This window comes from Photorhabdus kayaii (assembly GCF_025384895.1).
GTDB lineage: Bacteria > Pseudomonadota > Gammaproteobacteria > Enterobacterales > Enterobacteriaceae > Photorhabdus > Photorhabdus kayaii.
Genome location: NZ_JAJAFZ010000001.1, coordinates 22,872 through 41,936, shown reverse-complemented (window position 1 = coordinate 41,936; position 19,065 = coordinate 22,872). Strand labels below are relative to the sequence as shown.

Below are 19,065 nucleotides of genomic sequence, written 5' to 3'. Positions count from 1 at the left end.
GGCACGTCTTATGGGCGCTCCTTTTCCGATCGACATATCGGGAATTTTCTATGCAATGGTCAGGTAGGAAGGCATTTGTTATCGCGGGTACGGGTAGTGGCTGTGGTAAGACTACGGTTACCCTTGGCATTTTGCGGGCATTGATGTTGAGAGGGTTGACTGTCCAGCCGTTTAAAGTGGGGCCGGATTATCTGGACAGCGGCTGGCACAGCTCTGTGTGTGGCGTAGCATCTCGTAATCTTGATGCATTTATGCTGCCAACAGCGACGCTTAATGGTCTTTATAATCAGCATATGCGTCATGCTGATGTCGCGGTCATTGAAGGTGTGATGGGGTTGTATGATGGTTATGGTACCAACCCAAACTATTGCAGTAGCGCTGCAATGGCTAAGCAGTTGGGATGCCCGGTGATTTTGTTGGTGGACGGTAAGGCAGTATCGACTTCTGTTGCCGCAACTGTTCTGGGTTTTTGCCGTTTTGATCCCTCTTTAACGATTGCGGGTGTCATTGTTAACCGCGTCAATTCTGAAAATCATTTCGAACTTATTCGTCATGCGATTGAACATTATTGTGGTGTGCCGGTGCTAGGACGTTTGCCCGTGATGAAGGATGTGTCGTTACCGTCTCGTCATCTTGGCCTGATTCCTGCCCAAGAGCAGGCTGACAATGATGCTCGCTGGCAGCGGCTGGCCCAGCAGGTAGAGGCGCATATCCATCTTGATCGTCTGTTGGCGCTTTGTGACTGTCCTACTTTACCCGAGGGTGAGGCACCATCATTGCCTGATCCCGCATTGGCTGATGGCTTGACGTTAGCGCTGGCAGATGATGAAGCCTTTAATTTTTATTACCCCGATAATCTGGAGATGTTGGAACAGGTGGGGGTACGTATTCACCGTTTTAGTCCACTGCATGATCGCCGTTTACCCGATTGTCAGATGATTTATCTCGGTGGGGGCTACCCGGAAATCTATGCCGCTAAGTTGGCCGCCAATAGTGCCATGCGGGAAGCTTTACAGGATGCGCATTGTCGTCAAGTTCCCATTTATGCTGAATGCGGTGGCCTGATGTACCTTGGTAAATCGTTGACCGATGGCGAGGGAGCGAGCCACCAGATGGCCGGTATTCTGCCGGGGGAAAGCCATATGGGTACGCGGTTGATGCGCTTTGGTTACTGTCAGGCACAGGCCCGTTTTGACACTTTGCTGGCCGCAGAAGGTGAGATTTTACGGGGCCACGAGTTTCATTATTCTGATTTTATCAGCTCAGTGCCTTCAGTTTTTGACTGTACTAAATGGCGTGACGGGATGGCAATACAGCAATGGGCCGGAGGCTATCAGGTACAGCAGACACTGGCTAGTTATCTTCATATCCATTTTGCTCAGCGCCCTAGTCTGCTTGATCGCTGGTTGAGGTCTGCAAGGAGGCTATTGTGACACTTGCTGCCTGGTTTGCTGCTTTCTTGCTCGATAGCTGGTTAGGTGATCCGCCGCATTGGCCTCATCCGGTGCGTTGGATTGGTAAGCTGATCTCTGTGGTACAGCGGGCGGTTCGGCGCTGTTGTCACAGTGAACGTGCATTGAAAGTTGGTGGAGCAGGGCTATGGATAGTGGTTGTGGGGCTGACTTGGTTGGTGAGTTGGGGGTGTCTGTGGCTGATGAACCTCATTCATCCTTGGGTCGGCTGGCTGGTTGAAGTGTGGATGATTTATACCCTGTTGGCTGGCCGTTGTCTGAGTGACGCCGCGCTAGAGGTACATGAGGTATTACAACAAGGCTCATTGGATGAGAGTCGTCAGCAATTGTCGCGGATTGTCGGGCGCGATACTTCCCAACTAGATGTACCGCAAATCACCCGCGCGGTGGTGGAGACGGTGGCGGAAAACAGCGTTGATGGGGTTATTGCTCCACTGTTTTTTCTAATGATTGGTGGTGCGCCATTGGCAATGGCTTATAAAGCGGTTAACACCCTTGACTCAATGGTGGGATACAAAACTCAGGAATACCGCGCGATTGGGTATGTTTCCGCTCGTATGGATGATTTAGCAAACTGGTTACCGGCGCGGTTGAGTTGGCTGTTGTTGAGTGCGTCTGCTTGCTTCATTCGACTTGATTTTCGTCAGGCACTACGTATTGGCTGGCGTGATCGCTATCAGCATAGCAGCCCTAACTGTGGCTGGCCGGAAGCGACGGTGGCGGGAGCGTTGGGTATCCGCCTTGGCGGCCCGAATTGTTATTTTGGTGAACGAGTAGATAAACCCTGGATGGGTGATGAACGCCGTAAAATCGCGCTGACGGATATCCCGCTCAGTATCCATTTGATGATGATAGCTTCGCAACTGGCCTTACTGTTGTTTGCGCTGTTGCGCTTACTGTTGGTCGGCATGGCTTAAAAAAGGGCAACAATATGAACTACCTCCAGAAACCTCAGCAAATTGAACAGAATAGCTTCGCAATCATTGGCGATATTATTGCTAGTGAGCGGCCCGATTACCGTTTTGTTGATGAAATGCAAGAAGCAGTGATTAAACGGGTGATCCACACCACCGCAGATTTTGACTGGTTGGATATTTTATGGTTCTCGCCGGGTGTGCTGGCCCGCATTACAGAAGCATTGAGTCGGGGATGCACTTTGTATACCGATACGACGATGGCTCAGTCCGGTATCAACAAAGCACTGTTACATCAGATGGGGTGTGAATGCCGTTGCTATATCAGTGATCCGCGTGTGGTCGCGATGGCGAAAGCGCAGGGTATCACGCGTTCTATGGCTGCGGTAGATGTCGCACTGGCGGAAGAAGGGGACAAAATCTTCGTGTTCGGTAACGCTCCAACCGCCTTGTTCCGTTTGTTGGAAAGGAAGGCTTCACCATTGGCGGTGGTTGGGGTGCCTGTCGGTTTTGTCGGTGCGGCGGAATCGAAAGCCGCTTTGATGCAAAGTGAACTGCCTTATATCGCCGCCGCAGGCCGTAAAGGGGGAAGTAATATCGCGGCGGCGATTATCAATGCCATTCTGTACCGATTGCAGGAGGCACAATGAGTGACACCATGCAACTAGACAGCATCTGGCATAACGGTAAGCAGTATCGCAAAGGTTATACCACGGGTTCCTGTGCTACCGCTGCCGCCAAGGTTGCCGCATTAATGGTGCTGCGTCAGCAAGTTATCGATCACGTTTCTATTGTTACCCCTTCTGGTGTGACATTACGCCTTAATGTTGAACAGCCGCTGATTGAAGGGCAGCAGGCGACTGCTGCTATTCGTAAAGACGGTGGCGACGATGTGGATGCCACTCATGGCATGTTGATTTTTGCTCGTGTCACCTTGTGCGATCACGGTGAGATCCATCTGCGGGGCGGGGAAGGCGTGGGTACGGTTACCCGCAAAGGTGTGGGATTGCCAGTAGGCAGCTCGGCCATTAATCGTACACCGCGTCAGACTATTGAGGCAGCGGTACGGGAGGCTATCGGTCCTTTACGGGGCGCGGAGGTGGAAATTTTCGCGCCGGAAGGTGAAGAGCGGGCAAAGAAAACTTACAACGGGAGATTGGGGATACTGGGCGGCATTTCCATCATTGGCACCACTGGTATCGTCACGCCAATGTCGGAAGAGAGTTGGAAACGTTCGTTGGCGATAGAACTGGAAATGAAACGTTCGGCGGGTGCTGAAAAGGTCATTCTGGTGCCGGGCAATCATGGTGAACGTTTTGTGCGTGAACAATTGGGGCTTGATGGTCAGCTAGTAGTAACCATGAGTAACTTCGTGGGTTACATGTTGCAGGAAGCGGTGCGGCTTGGGTTCCGCCATATCATGTTGGTGGGACACCCCGGCAAGCTGGTGAAAGTGGCCGCAGGAATTTTCCATACCCACAGTCATATTGCTGATGGCCGCATGGAAACGTTAATTGCTTATCTGGCACTGATGGGGGCGTCGCAGGAAATGCTGTTAGAGGTGAGTCGTTGCGATACCACAGAAGCCGCAATGGAACTGATTGCAGAACACGGCTTGCAAGCGGTTTATGACCGTATTGCCGAACGCATTTGTGAACGAATGAGTGAAATGTTGCGTTTTGCGGTTAACCCGCCGCGCTGTGATGCCATCATGTTCTCCTTTGATAATCAAATACTTGGCACCAGTCGCCCATTAAATGACATTTTGGAGGCAATGCGATGATCACCGTAGTGGGAATTGGTCCCGGCGATACTGCGTATCTGATACCGCAGGCACAGCACTCTATCACTGAGGCGGAGGTATTGGTTGGTGGTAGACGCCATCTGGAGATATTTAGCGGCGTTACTCATGAAACCCGCGTAGTGGATGCTGATCTTGCTGGTTTGCTTGCTTGGCTACAGAACAACAGTACACGCCGGATTGTGGTATTAGCGTCTGGTGACCCGCTGTTATATGGCATTGGCAAATTATTGTCTGAATATTTTACCGCAGAGGATCTGCGCATCATTCCGGGTATCAGTTCAATTCAGTATCTGTGTGCCAAAGCTGCACTGGATATGAACGATATTTATCTGACCAGCAGTCACGGGCGTACCCCGGATTTTGGCTGGCTTCTGCAACACGACAAAGTAGGCATGGTAACTGATGGGCGCGTCGGCCCGCGGGCAATTGCGCAGGCCATTATTGAGCGTGGCCTGAACCGTACATTGATTATTGGTGAAAACCTCTCTTTGCCTAATGAGCGTATTCACCGTCTGCGGCCGGAAGCGGTGGCGACTGACTATGACATGAATGTGGTGGTGATCCTAAATGAGAGATGATGAATTTTTACGCGGACAGAAAGTGCCGATGACCAAAGAACCTGTACGTGCATTGGCGCTGGAGCGGCTGGAACTGAATGATGCTAGCCAATTGATTGATGTGGGGGCGGGTACGGGCAGTGTGGCATTAGAGGCGGCGTTACGCTTCCCGGCGCTGACCGTTACTGCCATTGAACGCAACCCGGCAGCACTGGTCTTGATTGAGGAGAATCGCCAACGACTAGGTTGTCATAATGTGGAGATTATTGCAGGAGAGGCTCCGTTAGCATCGGATGTGATGGCGGATGCCGTATTTATTGGTGGCAGTGGCGGGCAATTGACCGCTTTGATCGATTGGGCACTGGATCACATGTACCCCGGTGGCCGCTTGGTACTGACTTTCATTTTGTTGAATAACCTAAATGATGCACTGGAACATTTGCGGACCTGTCAGATCAGTAACTTGGAGTGTATACAGCTACAAGCATCTACTCTGGCGTCCCTGGGTACTGGTCACTATTTCAAACCGAATAATCCGACTTATCTAATTTCCTGTTACAAGGAGAAGATCGATGTCTGAATATTTTGATCCGCGAAAAGTGTGGTTTGTCGGGGCCGGACCGGGTGACAAAGAGCTAATCACCCTGAAAGGTTACCGTTTGCTGCAACAGGCGCAGGTGGTGATTTATGCCGGTTCACTGATTAATACCGAACTGTTGGATTATTGCCCGCCGGAGGCTGAGTGTCATGACAGCGCCGGCCTGACGTTGGAACAGATTGTTGCACTGATGGTTGATGGTGTACGTGCGGGTAAATTGGTGGTGCGGCTGCAAACCGGCGATCTCTCGTTGTACGGTTCCATACGCGAACAAGGCGAAGTTTTGACCGAAGCGGGTATCAGTTTTGTCTCGATACCGGGTGTCAGTGCTTTCCTTGGGGCGGCAGCGCAATTAGGGGTGGAGTACACCGTACCGGAAGTGGCGCAAAGCTTGATCATTACCCGGATTGAAGGGCGTACACCGGTGCCGCCACTCGAACAACTGGAATCCTTCGCTGCTCATCAAACGTCAATGGCGATTTATCTTTCTGTACAGAAAATGAGACATGTGGCTGCGCGTCTTCAAGCTGGTGGCTATCCGGCAACGACGCCGGTCGCGGTGATCTACAAAGCGACTTGGGATGAAAGCTTAACCGTGCGCGGTACTTTGGCGGATATCGCTGAAAAAGTACAGGCAGCGGGTATTCGTAAAACCGCTTTGATTCTGGTTGGTGCTTTTTTGGGAGAGGAGTACCACTATTCCAAGCTTTATGATGCGGGGTTTAGCCATGAATATCGCCGGGCATGAATCGATTGCGGTGTTCTGTCTGACGCCGGGAGGGGTCAGACTGGTACATCGATTGAAAACTCATCTTCCTCTGACCTGTTTTACCAGCGAAAAGTTACTGGAGCCGGGGTTTACGCCTTTTAATGGCAGCTTTGGCGACACGTTGCGTGAGGCATTTAAACACTATTCGGCGTTGGTGGTGGTGGCGGCGCTGGGCATCACGGTACGCCTGCTTGCGCCACTTATAAATGACAAGATGCATGATCCCGCTGTGGTGGTGATTGATGAAGGGGGTCAGCATGTTATTAGCCTGTTATCCGGTCATGTGGGTGGCGCTAATGCATTGACTCACCATTTGGCGGCGTTATTGGGGGCTGATCCGGTGATCACAACCGCCACCGATGTTAATGGCATGGCGGCGCTGGACACCCTTGCCACGCAATTAGATGCCGATATGCAGGATTTTCGCCACGTGGTGAAGGTGATAAATCAAATGCTGGTCAGTGGTCAAAAAGTGGGGTTGTGGTGGGATGAACCACTGCTTAGTGAACGTGAGCAGTGTGATATCCGGGGTTTTGTCTCGGTAGCGTGTCTGGAAGAATTGCCAGAACTGGATGCGCTGGTGTGTATCACATTGCGAGATGCATTGCCGGAATTGCCTCTACCGGTTTACAAACTGGTGCCGAAGCGTGTGGTGGCCGGGATCGGTTGTCGCCGGGATACGCCATTGCAAACAGTGATTGAGCTATTGCAGCAGCAGATGGCGGAAAACCATTTCGATCTGATGGCGTTACGTGCCATCGGCAGTGTTGTGATTAAAAAGGATGAACCGGCGTTAAATCAGCTAGCACAACGTTGGCGTGTACCGTTTCAGTTGTTCAGTGTTAATGAATTAAGTCTTCATGAGCAACGTTTTCCTGCATCCGATTTTGTCCGCCAGACGGTGGGGGTTGGCAGTGTTTCGCAGCCTGTCGCTTGGTTGATGAGTGAAGGAAAATTGGTTGGTCGGACCTTGCGTCAGCAGGGCGTTACTATCACTTTGGGGGTATCACAATCATGTTAACAGTAATCGGTATTGGACCAGGCAATGAATCCATGATGACACAGGAGGCCATTGAGGCGATCCGCGAAGCTGAAATTATTGTCGGCTATAAAACCTACACCCATTTAGTTAAACATCTAACGATGGATAAAGAAGTGATTAAGACCGGTATGTGCAAGGAGATTGAGCGCTGCCAGAAGGCGATCGATTTGGCATTGTCCGGCCGTAAAGTCGCTTTGATCAGCAGCGGTGATGCGGGAATCTATGGCATGGCGGGTTTAGTGCTGGAATTGGTTTGCCAGCAACAATGTGAGCTTGAAGTTAAGTTGGTCGCCGGGATCACCGCCAGTATTGCCGCGGCGTCGTTGTTGGGCGCACCGTTGATGCACGATTTTTGTCATATCAGTTTAAGTGATCTGTTAACGCCGTGGCCGATGATTGAAAAACGTATTATTGCCGCCGCACAAGCCGATTTTGTTATTTGTTTTTATAACCCACGTAGCCGTGGCCGGGAAGGGCATCTTGCCAAAGCATTTGACCTTATGCGGCCGTGGAAAGCAGCACAGACGCCGGTTGGCGTAGTAAAAGCGGCGGGACGTAAAAAACAGGATAAATGGATCACTACTTTCGGCGAGATGGATTTCTCCCCGGTAGATATGACCAGTCTGGTAATCGTTGGCAATCAAACAACCTATTGCCGTGATGGATTGATGATCACGCCACGGGGGTATGAATTATGAGCCATCCGGCTATCCATGTTTTCGGTGGTACCAGCGATGCCCGGTTGCTCTGTCAGGCACTAGACGCAGCAGGAGCGCGTTATCGTCTCTCTGTTGCTACGGATGCAGGGAAACAACTGGCGGGTGATATTCAAGGAGAGGTGGTGGTGGGGCGAATGGATGCCGAGGCTATGGTGGATTACTTTGATCAGCATAAGGTACGTTGGGTGATTGATGCTTCTCATCCTTATGCAGATGCACTAAGCCAAAATGTGCTCACAGCTTGTCGTCGCTTGTCACTGCGGCTTACTCGTTATCAGCGTCCCAGTGAGATTGATTTACTGAGCCATCCACTGTTGCACAAAGTAAATAGTATCGAGGCGGCTTGCGACGTTGCCCGGACACTAGGGCAACGGATCTTGCTCACCACCGGCAGTAAGCAATTGGAGTTGTATCAGCGTTTACTACCGGGAAAAACGTTGTTGGTGCGGGTATTGCCGACCGCTGAGGTATTGATTCAGTGCGAAGCGTTAGGATTGGGGGTCGATCATATTATCGCGTTGCGTGGGCCATTTACGGCTGAATTCAATCATGCAGTGTATGAATTTTGTCACCCTGATGTGGTGATCACAAAAGAGTCTGGGGCCGAGGGGGGATATCAACAGAAAGTGGCCCCCTGTCTGGCACTCAATATTCCCTGTATTGTGGTGTGCCGTCCTACACAGACTTTACAGGGGGATGAAGGAGAGCAGATTAGTTCGCTGGATGAGTTTGTCCAACACCTAGCCAGTTGGCAGGAATAATGAGGGCAATAAAATGAAAAAAGCATTATTAATCATTAGCTTTGGTACCAGCTATCATCAAACCCGGCAAAAGAATATTGATGTCTGTGAACAACAATTGGCAGCAGCTTACCGTGATCGCGATCTATATCGTGCATTCACCTCAGAGATGATCATCCGTAAATTAAAAAAACGTGATGGTTTACAGGTGGATAACCCACGTCAGGCGTTGGAGCGTTTGGTCAATGAAGGGTATCAGGATGTGGCTATTCAATCCCTCCATGTCATCAACGGTGATGAATATGAAAAGATTGTCAGTGAAGTGCGTACCTTCAGTGATCATTTCCAACGATTAGTCGTAGGCACACCGCTGCTTAATAGCTTTGCCGATTATCAACAACTGCTTATTGCCCTGAAAAGTCAGATGCCGCCATTAGCTGAAGATGAACGCGTGGTATTTATGGGGCACGGCGCCAGTCATCATGCTTTTTCTGCCTATGCGTGTCTTGATCACCTGATGAGTTCCCATAATTTCCCGGCATTGGTTGGCGCGGTGGAGAGCTACCCGGAAATCGACAATATCATTATCCGCTTGCGGCGACAGGCGGTACGTAAAGTGCATTTAATGCCGCTAATGCTGGTGGCCGGTGATCATGCGATTAACGATATGGCATCGGACGAGCCGGATTCGTGGCGTTCTCAACTGGAATCTGTTGGGATCAAAACGCAATCTTGGTTACAGGGATTAGGTGAAAATCCATTAATTCGCCAAATGTTCGTTCAACACTTGACAGATGCATTACAGGCAGATCAGCGGGAGGTGGTGTGATGAATGGAAAACTTTATGCTATAGGCGTTGGTCCGGGAGCGAGTGACTTGGTGACCGTGCGTGCAGCGCGAATACTCGCTGGCCTTGATGTGCTTTATGCCCCTGCCGGGCGTAAAGGAGGAGATAGTCTGGCGCTCTCCATTGTGCGTGAGTACCTGCTACCCCACACGGAAATTCGCACCTGCCATTTTCCGATGAACAGTAATGGCGAAGAGAAACAGGCGGTATGGGATGAAGTCGCGCAACAGTTACAAGATGAAGTAGCACAAGGGCGGCAAGTGGGTTTTATCACGTTGGGTGATGCCATGTTGTTCAGTACTTGGGTCTTTTTGCTGGCGAGAATTGGTCGGCAAGAGTGGTTGGAAATTGTCCCTGGCATCACCTCTTTTGCTGCGATTGCCGCGCGTACCGTATTACCACTGGCGATGGAACAGCAATCAATGGCGATAATGTCTTGTACTGCGCCGGAAGCCGAGCTGGAGCAGGCACTGCAAACGCATGATTGCGTGGTGTTGATGAAAATTTATAACCGTTTTACCACCGTGAGTGCGTTGTTGGCGCGTCTGAATTTGTTTGAACATGCTTTATTGATGGCGGATGCGACATTACCAAGTGAACAGTGCTGGCGCCGTTTGGATCAGATAGACGCCGATCAAAAATTACCTTATTTCTCCACCATTCTAGTGAATAAACAGTGGCATACTGAGAAATAAGTGCCGGAAAGGCAGCTAAAGCTGCATGGCGAATGGAATCGCGGCTGTAAAAACTGAGGAGCAGCTTTTTGCTCTGCTACACCAATATAAAGGAGATAGCATGATGGGCTTGTCTTTAATGTTGCAGGGTACAGCATCCGATGTTGGGAAAAGTGTACTGGTTGCAGGATTGTGCCGTATCTTTGTTCAGGATGGTTATCGCTGTGCGCCGTTTAAATCACAGAATATGGCGTTGAATTCTGGTATCACTAGTAACGGTGAAGAGATGGGCAGGGCGCAGATTTTTCAGGCAGAGGCGGCGGGTATCGAACCTGATGTACGGATGAACCCGGTATTGCTTAAACCCACCAGCGAGCGTAAGGCGCAAGTGGTGTTAATGGGAAAAGTGGCCTGTAGCATGAATGCGGTGGAGTATCACCAGTACAAGCCCAGTTTACAGCAGCAAATTTGTGAAGTTTTTCACAGTCTGGCTCGTGAATATGACGTCATTGTGCTGGAAGGGGCTGGCAGTCCGGCGGAGATTAACCTGCGAGATCGAGATATTGTTAACATGGGAATGGCGGAGATGGTGGATGCCCCTGTGTTGTTGGTAGCGGATATCGATCGCGGCGGCGTATTTGCGGCCATTTATGGCACATTGGCACTGTTACGCCCGGAGGAGAAAGCGCGGGTAAAAGGGGTGATCATCAATAAATTCCGAGGTGATGTCAGCCTGCTCCTGCCGGGTATTAAACAGATTGAAGCTTTAACTGGAGTGCCTGTATTGGGTGTCATGCCTTGGTTGAATATTGATCTGGAAGATGAAGACGGCGTAGCGCTACAAACCGGCAAATATGATGGCGCAACAGAAAAAGCGCTGGATATTGCCGTGATTCGTTTGCCTCATATTGCTAATTTTACTGACTTTAACGCGCTGGCGGTGCAGCCGGATGTTCGCTTGCGCTATGTGACTCAACCATCCGCGTTACAGCCGTCGGATCTGATTATCTTGCCCGGTAGCAAAAACACATTGGGAGATTTGCAATGGCTGAGACAGAACGGGTTAGCGGATGCCTTGTTAACGGCACATCAGGCTGGTGTTCCTGTTATCGGTATCTGCGGTGGTTATCAAATGCTGGGGAAACGGATCATTGATGGTGTGGAATCGGGGATTGAACAGATGGATGGTCTTGGATTGCTGGATATGGAAACCCGATTTGCCCATGAAAAAGTGACAACCAGAATAAATGGTCATTGCTTGTTGGCATTGCCGGGCTTGTTGTCAGATTGCATTGAACAGCCTATTCGCGGTTATGAAATTCATATGGGCAGCTCGTTACTGGGAGCGGATGCCACCCCGTTTGCCTGTATTACCGAGCGTAACGGCCAATCTGGTGGTTGGTGTGATGGCGCGGTTAATCGAGAGGGCAATGTGATGGGCAGTTATATTCATGGCTTGTTTGATAGTGCTAATTTTACCCGTGCGCTGCTTAATACTTTGCGTTGGCGTAAAGGATTGGCGGCTTATCAAGGGGAAACATTGGATTATACTCACTACAAACAGACGCAGTTTGACCTTCTGGCGAAAGCCATGCGTGAACATCTGGATATAGAACGGATTTATCAGTGTATGAAAACTCATCGACAAGGTTCGGCTCCGTGATCTTAATCACTGGGGGGGCTAGAAGTGGTAAAAGTGCGCTGGCAGAGAGGCTGGTGGCACAAGCGAGTGAACAGGTATTGTATATTGCGACTGCCGTAGTGACAGACAGTGAAATGGCCGAACGTATACAACTGCACCGCGAAAATCGGCCGGCTCATTGGCGTACATGGGAAGGTTATCGCGATCTCGGTGCAGTTATCACGACACAAACCCGACCGGGAGAAGCGGTTATCTTGGAATGTATCACCACCTTAATTACCAACCTATTATTTGAGCAAGCTGGAGAGATACCACCTGAACAAATGGACTTTGCTGTATTAGAGGTGGGGATTCAGCAGCAAATTAGCGATCTGTTAGCGGCTTGTACTTGCATGACTTCCCCGATATATCTGGTTACTAATGAACTGGGAATGGGCATTGTGCCGGAGAACCGTCTGGCTCGCCATTTCCGCGACATTGCTGGAAGGGTTAACCAGCGGCTGGCGGCGGCTGCCAGTGAAGTATTTCTGATGATATCGGGGATTGAGGTAAAAGTTAAATGAGCCTGCGTCTGTTTCTTGCCACCTTACAATTTATGACTCGCATTCCGGTACCATCGCGCTGGACACAGGGATTAGAAATCGATCAGTACGTGCGTGGCATAGCGAGTTTCCCATTGGTTGGATTAATTGTCGGTGTGCTTGCAGCGGCGGTTTTTACCTTGCTGGCTCCTTGGAGTGGCACGCCCTTGGCGGCGCTGGGTTACGTATTAGCGCTGGCGTTGTTAACCGGGGCTCTTCATCTTGATGGTTTAGCGGATACCTGTGATGGCGTGTTTTCTGCCCGTAAGCGGGAAAGGATGCTAGAGATTATGCGTGATAGCCGTTTGGGAACAAATGGTGGGTTGGCATTGATCTTGCTTATTTTGGCGAAAGTGCTGGTGGTGAGTGAATTATCTCTGCGTGGTGCTCCTATGCTGATGGTTTTGACTGCCGCATCTGTTGCCGGCAGGAGTGCGATTATCTTATTAATGTACCGCCAGCGTTGTGCTCGTGAAGGGAGTGGCTTGGGGAATCTCTATATCGGTCGGGTTAACGGTTATCAGACACTATTGACATTGTTAAGTGGGGCAATATTGATTGCTCTACTGATGCGGTGGTCTGGCATGTTGGCGTTGGTGATCACATTGCTGGTTATTGGGTTGCTGGCACTGTATCTGCACCGCCGTTTAGGCGGTCAGACCGGTGATACCCTTGGCGCGTCAGTGGAAATCGGGGAGTTGGTGTTTTTACTGGCGCTATTGTGAGTAATTTCCTGGCAAAATACCCAACCCCTATTCTCGCTAAGTGCAGCCAACAAAGAGGCAACTTGAAAGATAACGGGTATAGTACTAAACGTAAAGGGGGTGATGATATGGATACTACCCGTAATGATGGCGGTGATGGCGGCAGTTTAGAGCCAAGAGTGGCGCGTCTTGAATCAGATGTCATGCAAATAAAGATAGAGTTAACCAAGCTAACAACTCGATCTGAAGAGTTTGCGACAAAAGGCGATCTACATAAAGAAATCAGTGCATAGACGAAGTGGTTAGCTGCAACCATAATTGGTACCGCTGGGTTAGCATTAGCTGTGGCTCGTTATTTGTTTGGGTGAAATTTCTGGTAGACATTTTGTGAGTGTATCCAAACTGGATAGCGGGCAAGTACCTTGCTGATGTTCGCCCGCAAGGGCAAGCATATTCGTAAGTGCTTCGGCACAAAGTCCGAAGCGCAACAGTATGAACGTTGGGTAATCGCTACCCAAAACGGTATTAAATCAATGATTCCCAATCTAGCAAAAAGGCTGGCGAGACATGTACTACGATACACATTCGCAAGTCATTTTATGATGAATGGGGGTAACATGCTAAAAAACGAGTCTGAATCTACGTGTTTCTGAATTAACTGCTCTAAAAAACATCTGAGGTAGAGTAACGATAATGCGACTATTTTTGGTTCGGCATGGTCAAACAGAAGCGAATCTGAGCGGTGTTTTCTGTGGGATGACGGATGTGGCGTTGACTGAAACGGGGATAAATCAGGCTCGGCAAGTTGCTCGCTATCTATCGGCAGTGACATTTTCGCAAGCGATAAGCAGCGCGTTACGGCGGGCGCGTCATACTGCGAAGATTATTCTGGCCGGTCATTCGCTGTCAGCTACCATTGATACTCAACTCAATGAGATGCATTTTGGCGCATGGGAAATGCGTCACCACCGCGATTTGCAGCATGAAGACGCTGAAGCTTGGGCTGCCTGGTTAGCGGATTGGCAACAGTCATCCCCGACCGAAGGTGAAACCTTTCCGACATTTGCGGCTCGGATAGAAAATGTGGTTCAGCAACTGTTGACACCAGAAAGTCAGGATAATCTGTTGCTGGTTGCTCATCAGGGAGTATTGGGCTTGTTACTGGCGCGTCTGTTGGCTATGCCGCCTGCTGCTATGTGGCACTTTCATTTTGAACAAGGAACATACAGTGTCGTGGAAATCCAACATGGATTTACTACCTTGCGAACATTTAATAACCGGACTGACTGGCAGCTTGAGACACGGAAATAACATCATGCAAACACTTTCATCGATCATTAATGCGATTGTGCCGTTGGATAACGTTGCGATGGCGCGTACTGCTACTCGATTGAATGGGCTGGTTAAACCAACAGGTAGCTTCGGACGTCTGGAACATTTGGCGATTCAACTTGCCGGAATGCGGGGATTATCGGACCATCATATTGATCGTAAGCAGATTATCGTGATGGTTGCTGATCATGGGGTTTATGACGAAGGCGTGACCATATCGCCTAAGTCAGCGACGGCTATTCATGCGCAGAACATGATGAAAGGGATCACCGGAGTTTGCGTGCTGGCGGTGAATGCGGGCGCGGATATTAAAGTTGTGGATGTGGGCATTGACAGTGATCCTGTGCCGGGATTAGTGAATATGAAGATGGGGCGTGGCAGTGGCAACATTGCTCATGGACCGGCGATGAGCCGCCAGCAAGCCGAAGATTTGTTATTGGCAAGCGCACGTTTAACGCTGGAACAGGTTACAAATGGCGTGAAACTGTTTGGTGTGGGCGAATTGGGTATGGCGAATACCACACCGGCGGCGGCGGTAGTCAGCGTTCTTACGAACAATGATCCACAACTGATCGTAGGCGTTGGGGCTAACTTCCCTAGAGAACGCTTGCATCACAAAGTGGCGGTTGTGCAACAGGCGATTGAAATCAATCGGCCTGATGCCAGAGATAGCATTGATGTATTGGCAAAGGTTGGTGGTTATGATTTGGTGGGTATGGCGGGCGTAATGCTTGGCGCCGCCTCTACCGGATTGCCGGTGATTTTGGATGGATTCCCTTCTTACGCGGCGGCGCTGGCCGCTTGTCGAATTGCTCCTGATGTGCGTCATTACCTAATTCCTTCGCATTTATCGGCAGAGAAAGGCTCAATTATTGCGTTGCAACACCTGCAACTAGCGCCTTACCTGCATTTGGACATGCGCTTAGGGGAAGGTAGCGGCGCTGCGTTGGCTATGCATTTGGTGGATGCGGCTTGTGCTGTGTATAACAATATGGGACTACTCGCTGAAAGTAATATTGTGTTGCCGCGTTAATTATCAGGATAATTTGATAACCCATATTGATTGCTAGCAAATATGAAACTCCTCCGTTCTGTTGAGTGAAATCTCGTATACGATGAATTCGTATATCGTATTTCCTTTACTTCACTGATAAATTTCAATATTTAACTGTTCATGGAAAGTGTTAAGTTAAATTTTACAGGTAAAATTACCTGATTATACCCTATAGATTTCAAGATACATCGCGACGGCAAGGGAGCGAATCCCCGGGAGCATAGCTAACGATGTGACCGGGGTGAGTGAGTGCAGCCAACAAAGAGGCAACTTGAAAGATGACGGGTATATATATGCCAACAAATAACAGCTATAATAAGGAAGAAATAAAATGTCATCGAAAATTATATATATAAACCCTAATCAATCTTTTGAAATCTTTAAGCACGGAAATATAATATTTCCCAATAGCTATCCTGAGGCAATTATAAAAAACAATGGCCCGGCACCCATTAGGGTGATAAATTACTGGGCTCCTCCGATTGGCGATTATAATCAATATAACTATATTGATGTTTACCCCGGTGAGACGAAAACGCTTCTCGCACCTGTTAACGCTGTTTATTTCTATAAAATTATAGTCACCAATCTTAGTCCTATTTACAACACGGAAATTGAAGTGACATCGCAGTTTTGGAATTGGTAGTTGAACTTTCATGGAGCATATTTTAAGAGTTTCACTATTTACCAAACTAAGCAGGAGGCAGGTTTTAACCTGCCATCCTCTATTTTACTTGATACTGAATTTCGCTCTTTTTGATTTTTTTATTCTTGAATAATAACTTTAAGTATTTCAGGTAAATATATCTCGTAATATTTTCTTGTCAATGACTTTCATCATACGTAGTTGTTTTGGATTTCAAGGTTGATTTAAGTAGAATATTTACAGTAGTTGAATTCTATTCCTAACACAAAATGGTTAACAAAATTTTTATTGCCATGAGATTTATCACATTCTTCGAAAATAGAATCAATACTTATATTATATTTCTTCTCAAGATAATATATATTCATGTTTTTGAATGTTGACTAATTGATGGTTTTCTATGGCGAATATAATCTATACCCTATGGATTTCAAGATGCATCGCGGCGGCAAGGGAGCGAATCCCCGGGAGCATAGATAACTATGAGACCGGGGTGAGTGAGTGCAGCCAACAAAGAGGCAACTTGAAAGATGACGGGTATATTTGGAAATTAAGGGTGATAAGCAAGGTTTGATATCACAAGGATGTTCAACGGTTGATTCTATTGGTAATACATGTCAGCTTGGTCATGAAGACCATATATTTGTTTATGAATTGACTTCCAATATAACCAGAGGTCAACATGTTAACCATCAGCCGGTTGAGATAAGAAAGCCAATAGATAAATCTTCTCCTCTGCTGGGGTTGGCTATAACGAATAAAGAATCGCTGCAATGTATTTTTTATTTTTACAGAACATCAACTAAAGGTGGTTTAGAGCTCTATTATAAAATAAAACTCACTGGCGCATATATCTGTGCATTGAATGGCTTTTATCCAAATTCATCTACGCATAATGAATGCCAGCCACAAGAGAGTTTATCTTTGATGTATAAATCAATAACGTGGGAACATATTATGTCCGGCACCAGTGCATATAGCATATGGGAAGACAACGTTTACTGAGGATTTTATGAAAGGGATATCTCATCTTTCTTATGATTTAAATAATTACGCTTCGTCATTGAAGCGTAAAGCACACTTGGCTGCCAGCTTTTTTATAGAAGATAGCCAATTGCGAATGTCATATTTAAAAGAAGTTGATGACTTTGTTAATATAAAAACACGTGAATTTAAAAATACATTTGATGTAAATGAAAAAAAGAGATTGGTTTATGAAGTAAAAGATGAATATGAAATAACGGAAAAAGAATATCAGGCTTTAAGGCGTAAGGATTATACCAAATATATTGTAACCGATATATTTGAAGATCAGGGCGTAGTTAAATACGCAAAAATAGGCGGTGGGGTTGTTGCTGGTATTGTTCAGTCAGTTGCTGGCTTTGCAGTTTTTAATTCAGGTAAGTTGCGAAGATCTAAAACGGTCCAGTCAATGGGGGCTGTTTTGTTCGCTCATGGACTTAATAATGCTTATGAATCTGTTACTCCAATTCTTTATGAAAATCAAGATATAGGTTGGGTCAGAGAAGGCTATCAATATATTTCTCATGTTTTGGGTTATGATGATGATATAGCTGATATTGCTTATAGTTCAGTTGATTTAGTGGCGAGTGCATATGGAACATATGGAATGTTTAAACTTAAACCGGGAGCAGGGAAATTGTTCAGATATATTAATTCGGATTTTTCCAGAAAATGGCGGTTAACACCAAATCCTATTTTAACCATTCAAATATCTGGTAGTATATATAAAGTCAAACTTTTGATAGATGATATAAATAAACTTCATGACGATTGAAATTTATTTTTTATTTTAAAACGAATATAAAAGGCTGCTAATTTTAACCCTGTGATGGGATTACAGCTAACGGAAAGGCTATAATAAATTGAGAATGAGATAAAAAAGAGTAAGTAAATAAATGACATTAATGGAATACTATATTCCTTTTCACTGAAAAACATACCTGATATTATAAATAAACAAACTGAGGTTAACATTATTAATGGTGCAGCAACTTCTTCAGCTATAAATAGTAGATAATGACAAAAACAATCTGTTTTTCTTTGATATTTATCATAAATGTGCGGGTCATCTTTATGCAGGACAAGAAAGCTTCTCTTTATCTTAAGTAATTCTTTTAAGGTGAATCCACTATTTAATATTAATTTTCTTAAGTCGGTTAGGTTCATTTTTTTTGGCTCTATTTATTTGATTGTATGGTTATTTTTATCATATTTAATTTATTGTTTCAACGATTTAATTTGTGTTTTATTTTAAAATGAATATAGAAAATTAACAATTTTGAGCCTGTGATTAAATTACAGCTAACGGAGAGGCTATAGTAAATAAAAGCAGAAATGGCAAAGAATAAGTAAATAAATGACATCAATGAAATGCTATATGTTTTTTCGCTGAAAAACATGCCTGTTATTATAAATAAACTGGGGTTAAATATAGTAATGGTATGGCGATTTCTTCAGCTATAAATAACAGATAATGACAAAAACAATCTGTTTTGCTTTGATATTTATCATAAATATCAGGGTCGTCTTTGTGTAGAATAATAAAGCTTCTCTTTATCTTAAGTAATTCTTTTAAGGTGAATCCACTATTTAATATTAGCTTTCTTAAGTCAATTAGGTTCATTTCTTTAAACTCATTTTTCTAACTCTATAAATTGCTTACCGTAAAATACTTATTCTTTATAACTGTTTGAAGTTTTCTTTTATTTTGAGACGAATATAGAAAATAACTAATTTTATGCATGTGAAAAAATTATAACGATAGCGGTGATAAAAAGATTTATAGCATATGCATATTATTGTTAAAATGATATAAATGATCGATATTAATGATAAATAGGATATTGAATTTTCGTCATAGAGGAAAATCTCCATTATTATGCAACCTACATACATGAGAGCAAAAAATAATACGGGATCGCCGGCATCTTCAGCAAGCACTATTAT

Annotated in this window: 23 protein-coding genes; 22 read left to right on the top strand and 1 reads right to left on the bottom strand. The window is 46.6% G+C overall.

What is annotated here, in order from left to right; genetic code table 11:
* Positions 1-50: 50 nt before the first annotated feature.
* The 22 genes from LGZ98_RS00235 (at position 51) to LGZ98_RS00130 (ending at position 17,893) form a co-directional block, all read left to right on the top strand.
* Complete coding sequence (locus LGZ98_RS00235; RefSeq protein WP_113041969.1) at positions 51-1,433, top strand: cobyrinic acid a,c-diamide synthase CobB; 1,383 nt, start codon at positions 51-53, stop codon at positions 1,431-1,433.
* Complete coding sequence (gene cbiB, locus LGZ98_RS00230; RefSeq protein WP_113041968.1) at positions 1,430-2,389, top strand: adenosylcobinamide-phosphate synthase CbiB; 960 nt, start codon at positions 1,430-1,432, stop codon at positions 2,387-2,389. The genes LGZ98_RS00235 and cbiB overlap by 4 nt, the downstream gene beginning before the upstream one ends.
* A 14-nt stretch (positions 2,390-2,403) precedes the next feature.
* Positions 2,404-3,036: a cobalt-precorrin-8 methylmutase gene (locus LGZ98_RS00225; protein ID WP_113041967.1), complete on the top strand. Its 633-nt coding sequence runs from the start codon at positions 2,404-2,406 to the stop codon at positions 3,034-3,036.
* Complete coding sequence (gene cbiD, locus LGZ98_RS00220) at positions 3,033-4,169, top strand: cobalt-precorrin-5B (C(1))-methyltransferase CbiD (RefSeq protein ID WP_113041966.1); 1,137 nt, start codon at positions 3,033-3,035, stop codon at positions 4,167-4,169. Before LGZ98_RS00225 ends, cbiD begins: the two co-directional genes overlap by 4 nt.
* Entirely contained in the window at positions 4,166-4,768 is a 603-nt protein-coding gene (locus LGZ98_RS00215; protein ID WP_262977544.1) for a cobalt-precorrin-7 (C(5))-methyltransferase, read from the top strand. The genes cbiD and LGZ98_RS00215 overlap by 4 nt, the downstream gene beginning before the upstream one ends.
* The gene (locus LGZ98_RS00210) at positions 4,758-5,327 is read left to right on the top strand and encodes a decarboxylating cobalt-precorrin-6B (C(15))-methyltransferase (RefSeq protein ID WP_113041964.1); all 570 of its coding nucleotides are present in this window, start codon (positions 4,758-4,760) and stop codon (positions 5,325-5,327) included. The genes LGZ98_RS00215 and LGZ98_RS00210 overlap by 11 nt, the downstream gene beginning before the upstream one ends.
* A complete protein-coding gene (locus LGZ98_RS00205; protein ID WP_165577944.1) occupies positions 5,320-6,093 on the top strand; it encodes a cobalt-precorrin-4 methyltransferase in 774 nt (257 codons plus the stop codon). The genes LGZ98_RS00210 and LGZ98_RS00205 overlap by 8 nt, the downstream gene beginning before the upstream one ends.
* Positions 6,074-7,135, top strand: a complete 1,062-nt coding sequence (cbiG, locus tag LGZ98_RS00200; protein ID WP_011147211.1) for a cobalt-precorrin 5A hydrolase — start codon at positions 6,074-6,076, stop codon at positions 7,133-7,135. Before LGZ98_RS00205 ends, cbiG begins: the two co-directional genes overlap by 20 nt.
* Positions 7,129-7,854 (top strand): precorrin-3B C(17)-methyltransferase, encoded by a 726-nt coding sequence (locus LGZ98_RS00195; protein ID WP_113041961.1) that lies wholly within the window; start codon positions 7,129-7,131, stop codon positions 7,852-7,854. Before cbiG ends, LGZ98_RS00195 begins: the two co-directional genes overlap by 7 nt.
* Positions 7,851-8,636 (top strand): cobalt-precorrin-6A reductase, encoded by a 786-nt coding sequence (locus LGZ98_RS00190; RefSeq protein ID WP_113041960.1) that lies wholly within the window; start codon positions 7,851-7,853, stop codon positions 8,634-8,636. The genes LGZ98_RS00195 and LGZ98_RS00190 overlap by 4 nt, the downstream gene beginning before the upstream one ends.
* Before the next feature lie 13 nt (positions 8,637-8,649).
* Entirely contained in the window at positions 8,650-9,444 is a 795-nt protein-coding gene (cbiK, locus tag LGZ98_RS00185) for a sirohydrochlorin cobaltochelatase (RefSeq protein WP_113041959.1), read from the top strand.
* A complete protein-coding gene (locus LGZ98_RS00180) occupies positions 9,444-10,157 on the top strand; it encodes a cobalt-factor II C(20)-methyltransferase (protein WP_113041958.1) in 714 nt (237 codons plus the stop codon). Before cbiK ends, LGZ98_RS00180 begins: the two co-directional genes overlap by 1 nt.
* Before the next feature lie 103 nt (positions 10,158-10,260).
* On the top strand, positions 10,261-11,799 hold the full coding sequence (locus tag LGZ98_RS00175; protein WP_113041987.1) for a cobyric acid synthase: 1,539 nt from the start codon (positions 10,261-10,263) through the stop codon (positions 11,797-11,799).
* The gene (cobU, locus tag LGZ98_RS00170) at positions 11,796-12,341 is read left to right on the top strand and encodes a bifunctional adenosylcobinamide kinase/adenosylcobinamide-phosphate guanylyltransferase (RefSeq protein ID WP_113041957.1); all 546 of its coding nucleotides are present in this window, start codon (positions 11,796-11,798) and stop codon (positions 12,339-12,341) included. Before LGZ98_RS00175 ends, cobU begins: the two co-directional genes overlap by 4 nt.
* Positions 12,338-13,084 carry an adenosylcobinamide-GDP ribazoletransferase gene (gene cobS, locus LGZ98_RS00165; protein ID WP_113041956.1) on the top strand — a complete coding sequence of 249 codons (747 nt, stop codon included), beginning with the start codon at positions 12,338-12,340 and terminating at the stop codon, positions 13,082-13,084. The genes cobU and cobS overlap by 4 nt, the downstream gene beginning before the upstream one ends.
* Positions 13,081-13,356 (top strand): hypothetical protein, encoded by a 276-nt coding sequence (locus LGZ98_RS00160; protein ID WP_228901306.1) that lies wholly within the window; start codon positions 13,081-13,083, stop codon positions 13,354-13,356. Before cobS ends, LGZ98_RS00160 begins: the two co-directional genes overlap by 4 nt.
* A gap of 400 nt (positions 13,357-13,756) precedes the next feature.
* Entirely contained in the window at positions 13,757-14,374 is a 618-nt protein-coding gene (locus LGZ98_RS00155) for an adenosylcobalamin/alpha-ribazole phosphatase (protein ID WP_113041955.1), read from the top strand.
* A gap of 4 nt (positions 14,375-14,378) precedes the next feature.
* Positions 14,379-15,428, top strand: a complete 1,050-nt coding sequence (gene cobT, locus LGZ98_RS00150) for a nicotinate-nucleotide--dimethylbenzimidazole phosphoribosyltransferase (RefSeq protein WP_113041954.1) — start codon at positions 14,379-14,381, stop codon at positions 15,426-15,428.
* Positions 15,429-15,780: 352 nt separating this feature from the next.
* Complete coding sequence (locus LGZ98_RS00145; protein ID WP_113041953.1) at positions 15,781-16,095, top strand: hypothetical protein; 315 nt, start codon at positions 15,781-15,783, stop codon at positions 16,093-16,095.
* Positions 16,096-16,495: 400 nt separating this feature from the next.
* Complete coding sequence (locus LGZ98_RS00140; RefSeq protein ID WP_158536534.1) at positions 16,496-16,669, top strand: hypothetical protein; 174 nt, start codon at positions 16,496-16,498, stop codon at positions 16,667-16,669.
* Positions 16,639-17,100 carry an Hcp family type VI secretion system effector gene (locus LGZ98_RS00135; protein ID WP_113041952.1) on the top strand — a complete coding sequence of 154 codons (462 nt, stop codon included), beginning with the start codon at positions 16,639-16,641 and terminating at the stop codon, positions 17,098-17,100. Before LGZ98_RS00140 ends, LGZ98_RS00135 begins: the two co-directional genes overlap by 31 nt.
* Positions 17,101-17,107: 7 nt before the next feature.
* Positions 17,108-17,893 (top strand): DUF4225 domain-containing protein, encoded by a 786-nt coding sequence (locus tag LGZ98_RS00130; protein WP_113041951.1) that lies wholly within the window; start codon positions 17,108-17,110, stop codon positions 17,891-17,893.
* Here LGZ98_RS00130 and LGZ98_RS00125 read toward each other — a convergent pair.
* Positions 17,881-18,285, bottom strand: a complete 405-nt coding sequence (locus LGZ98_RS00125; protein WP_113041950.1) for a hypothetical protein — start codon at positions 18,283-18,285, stop codon at positions 17,881-17,883. The two genes, LGZ98_RS00130 and LGZ98_RS00125, sit on opposite strands and share 13 nt — an antisense overlap.
* Between the last annotated feature and the right edge of the window lie 780 nt (positions 18,286-19,065).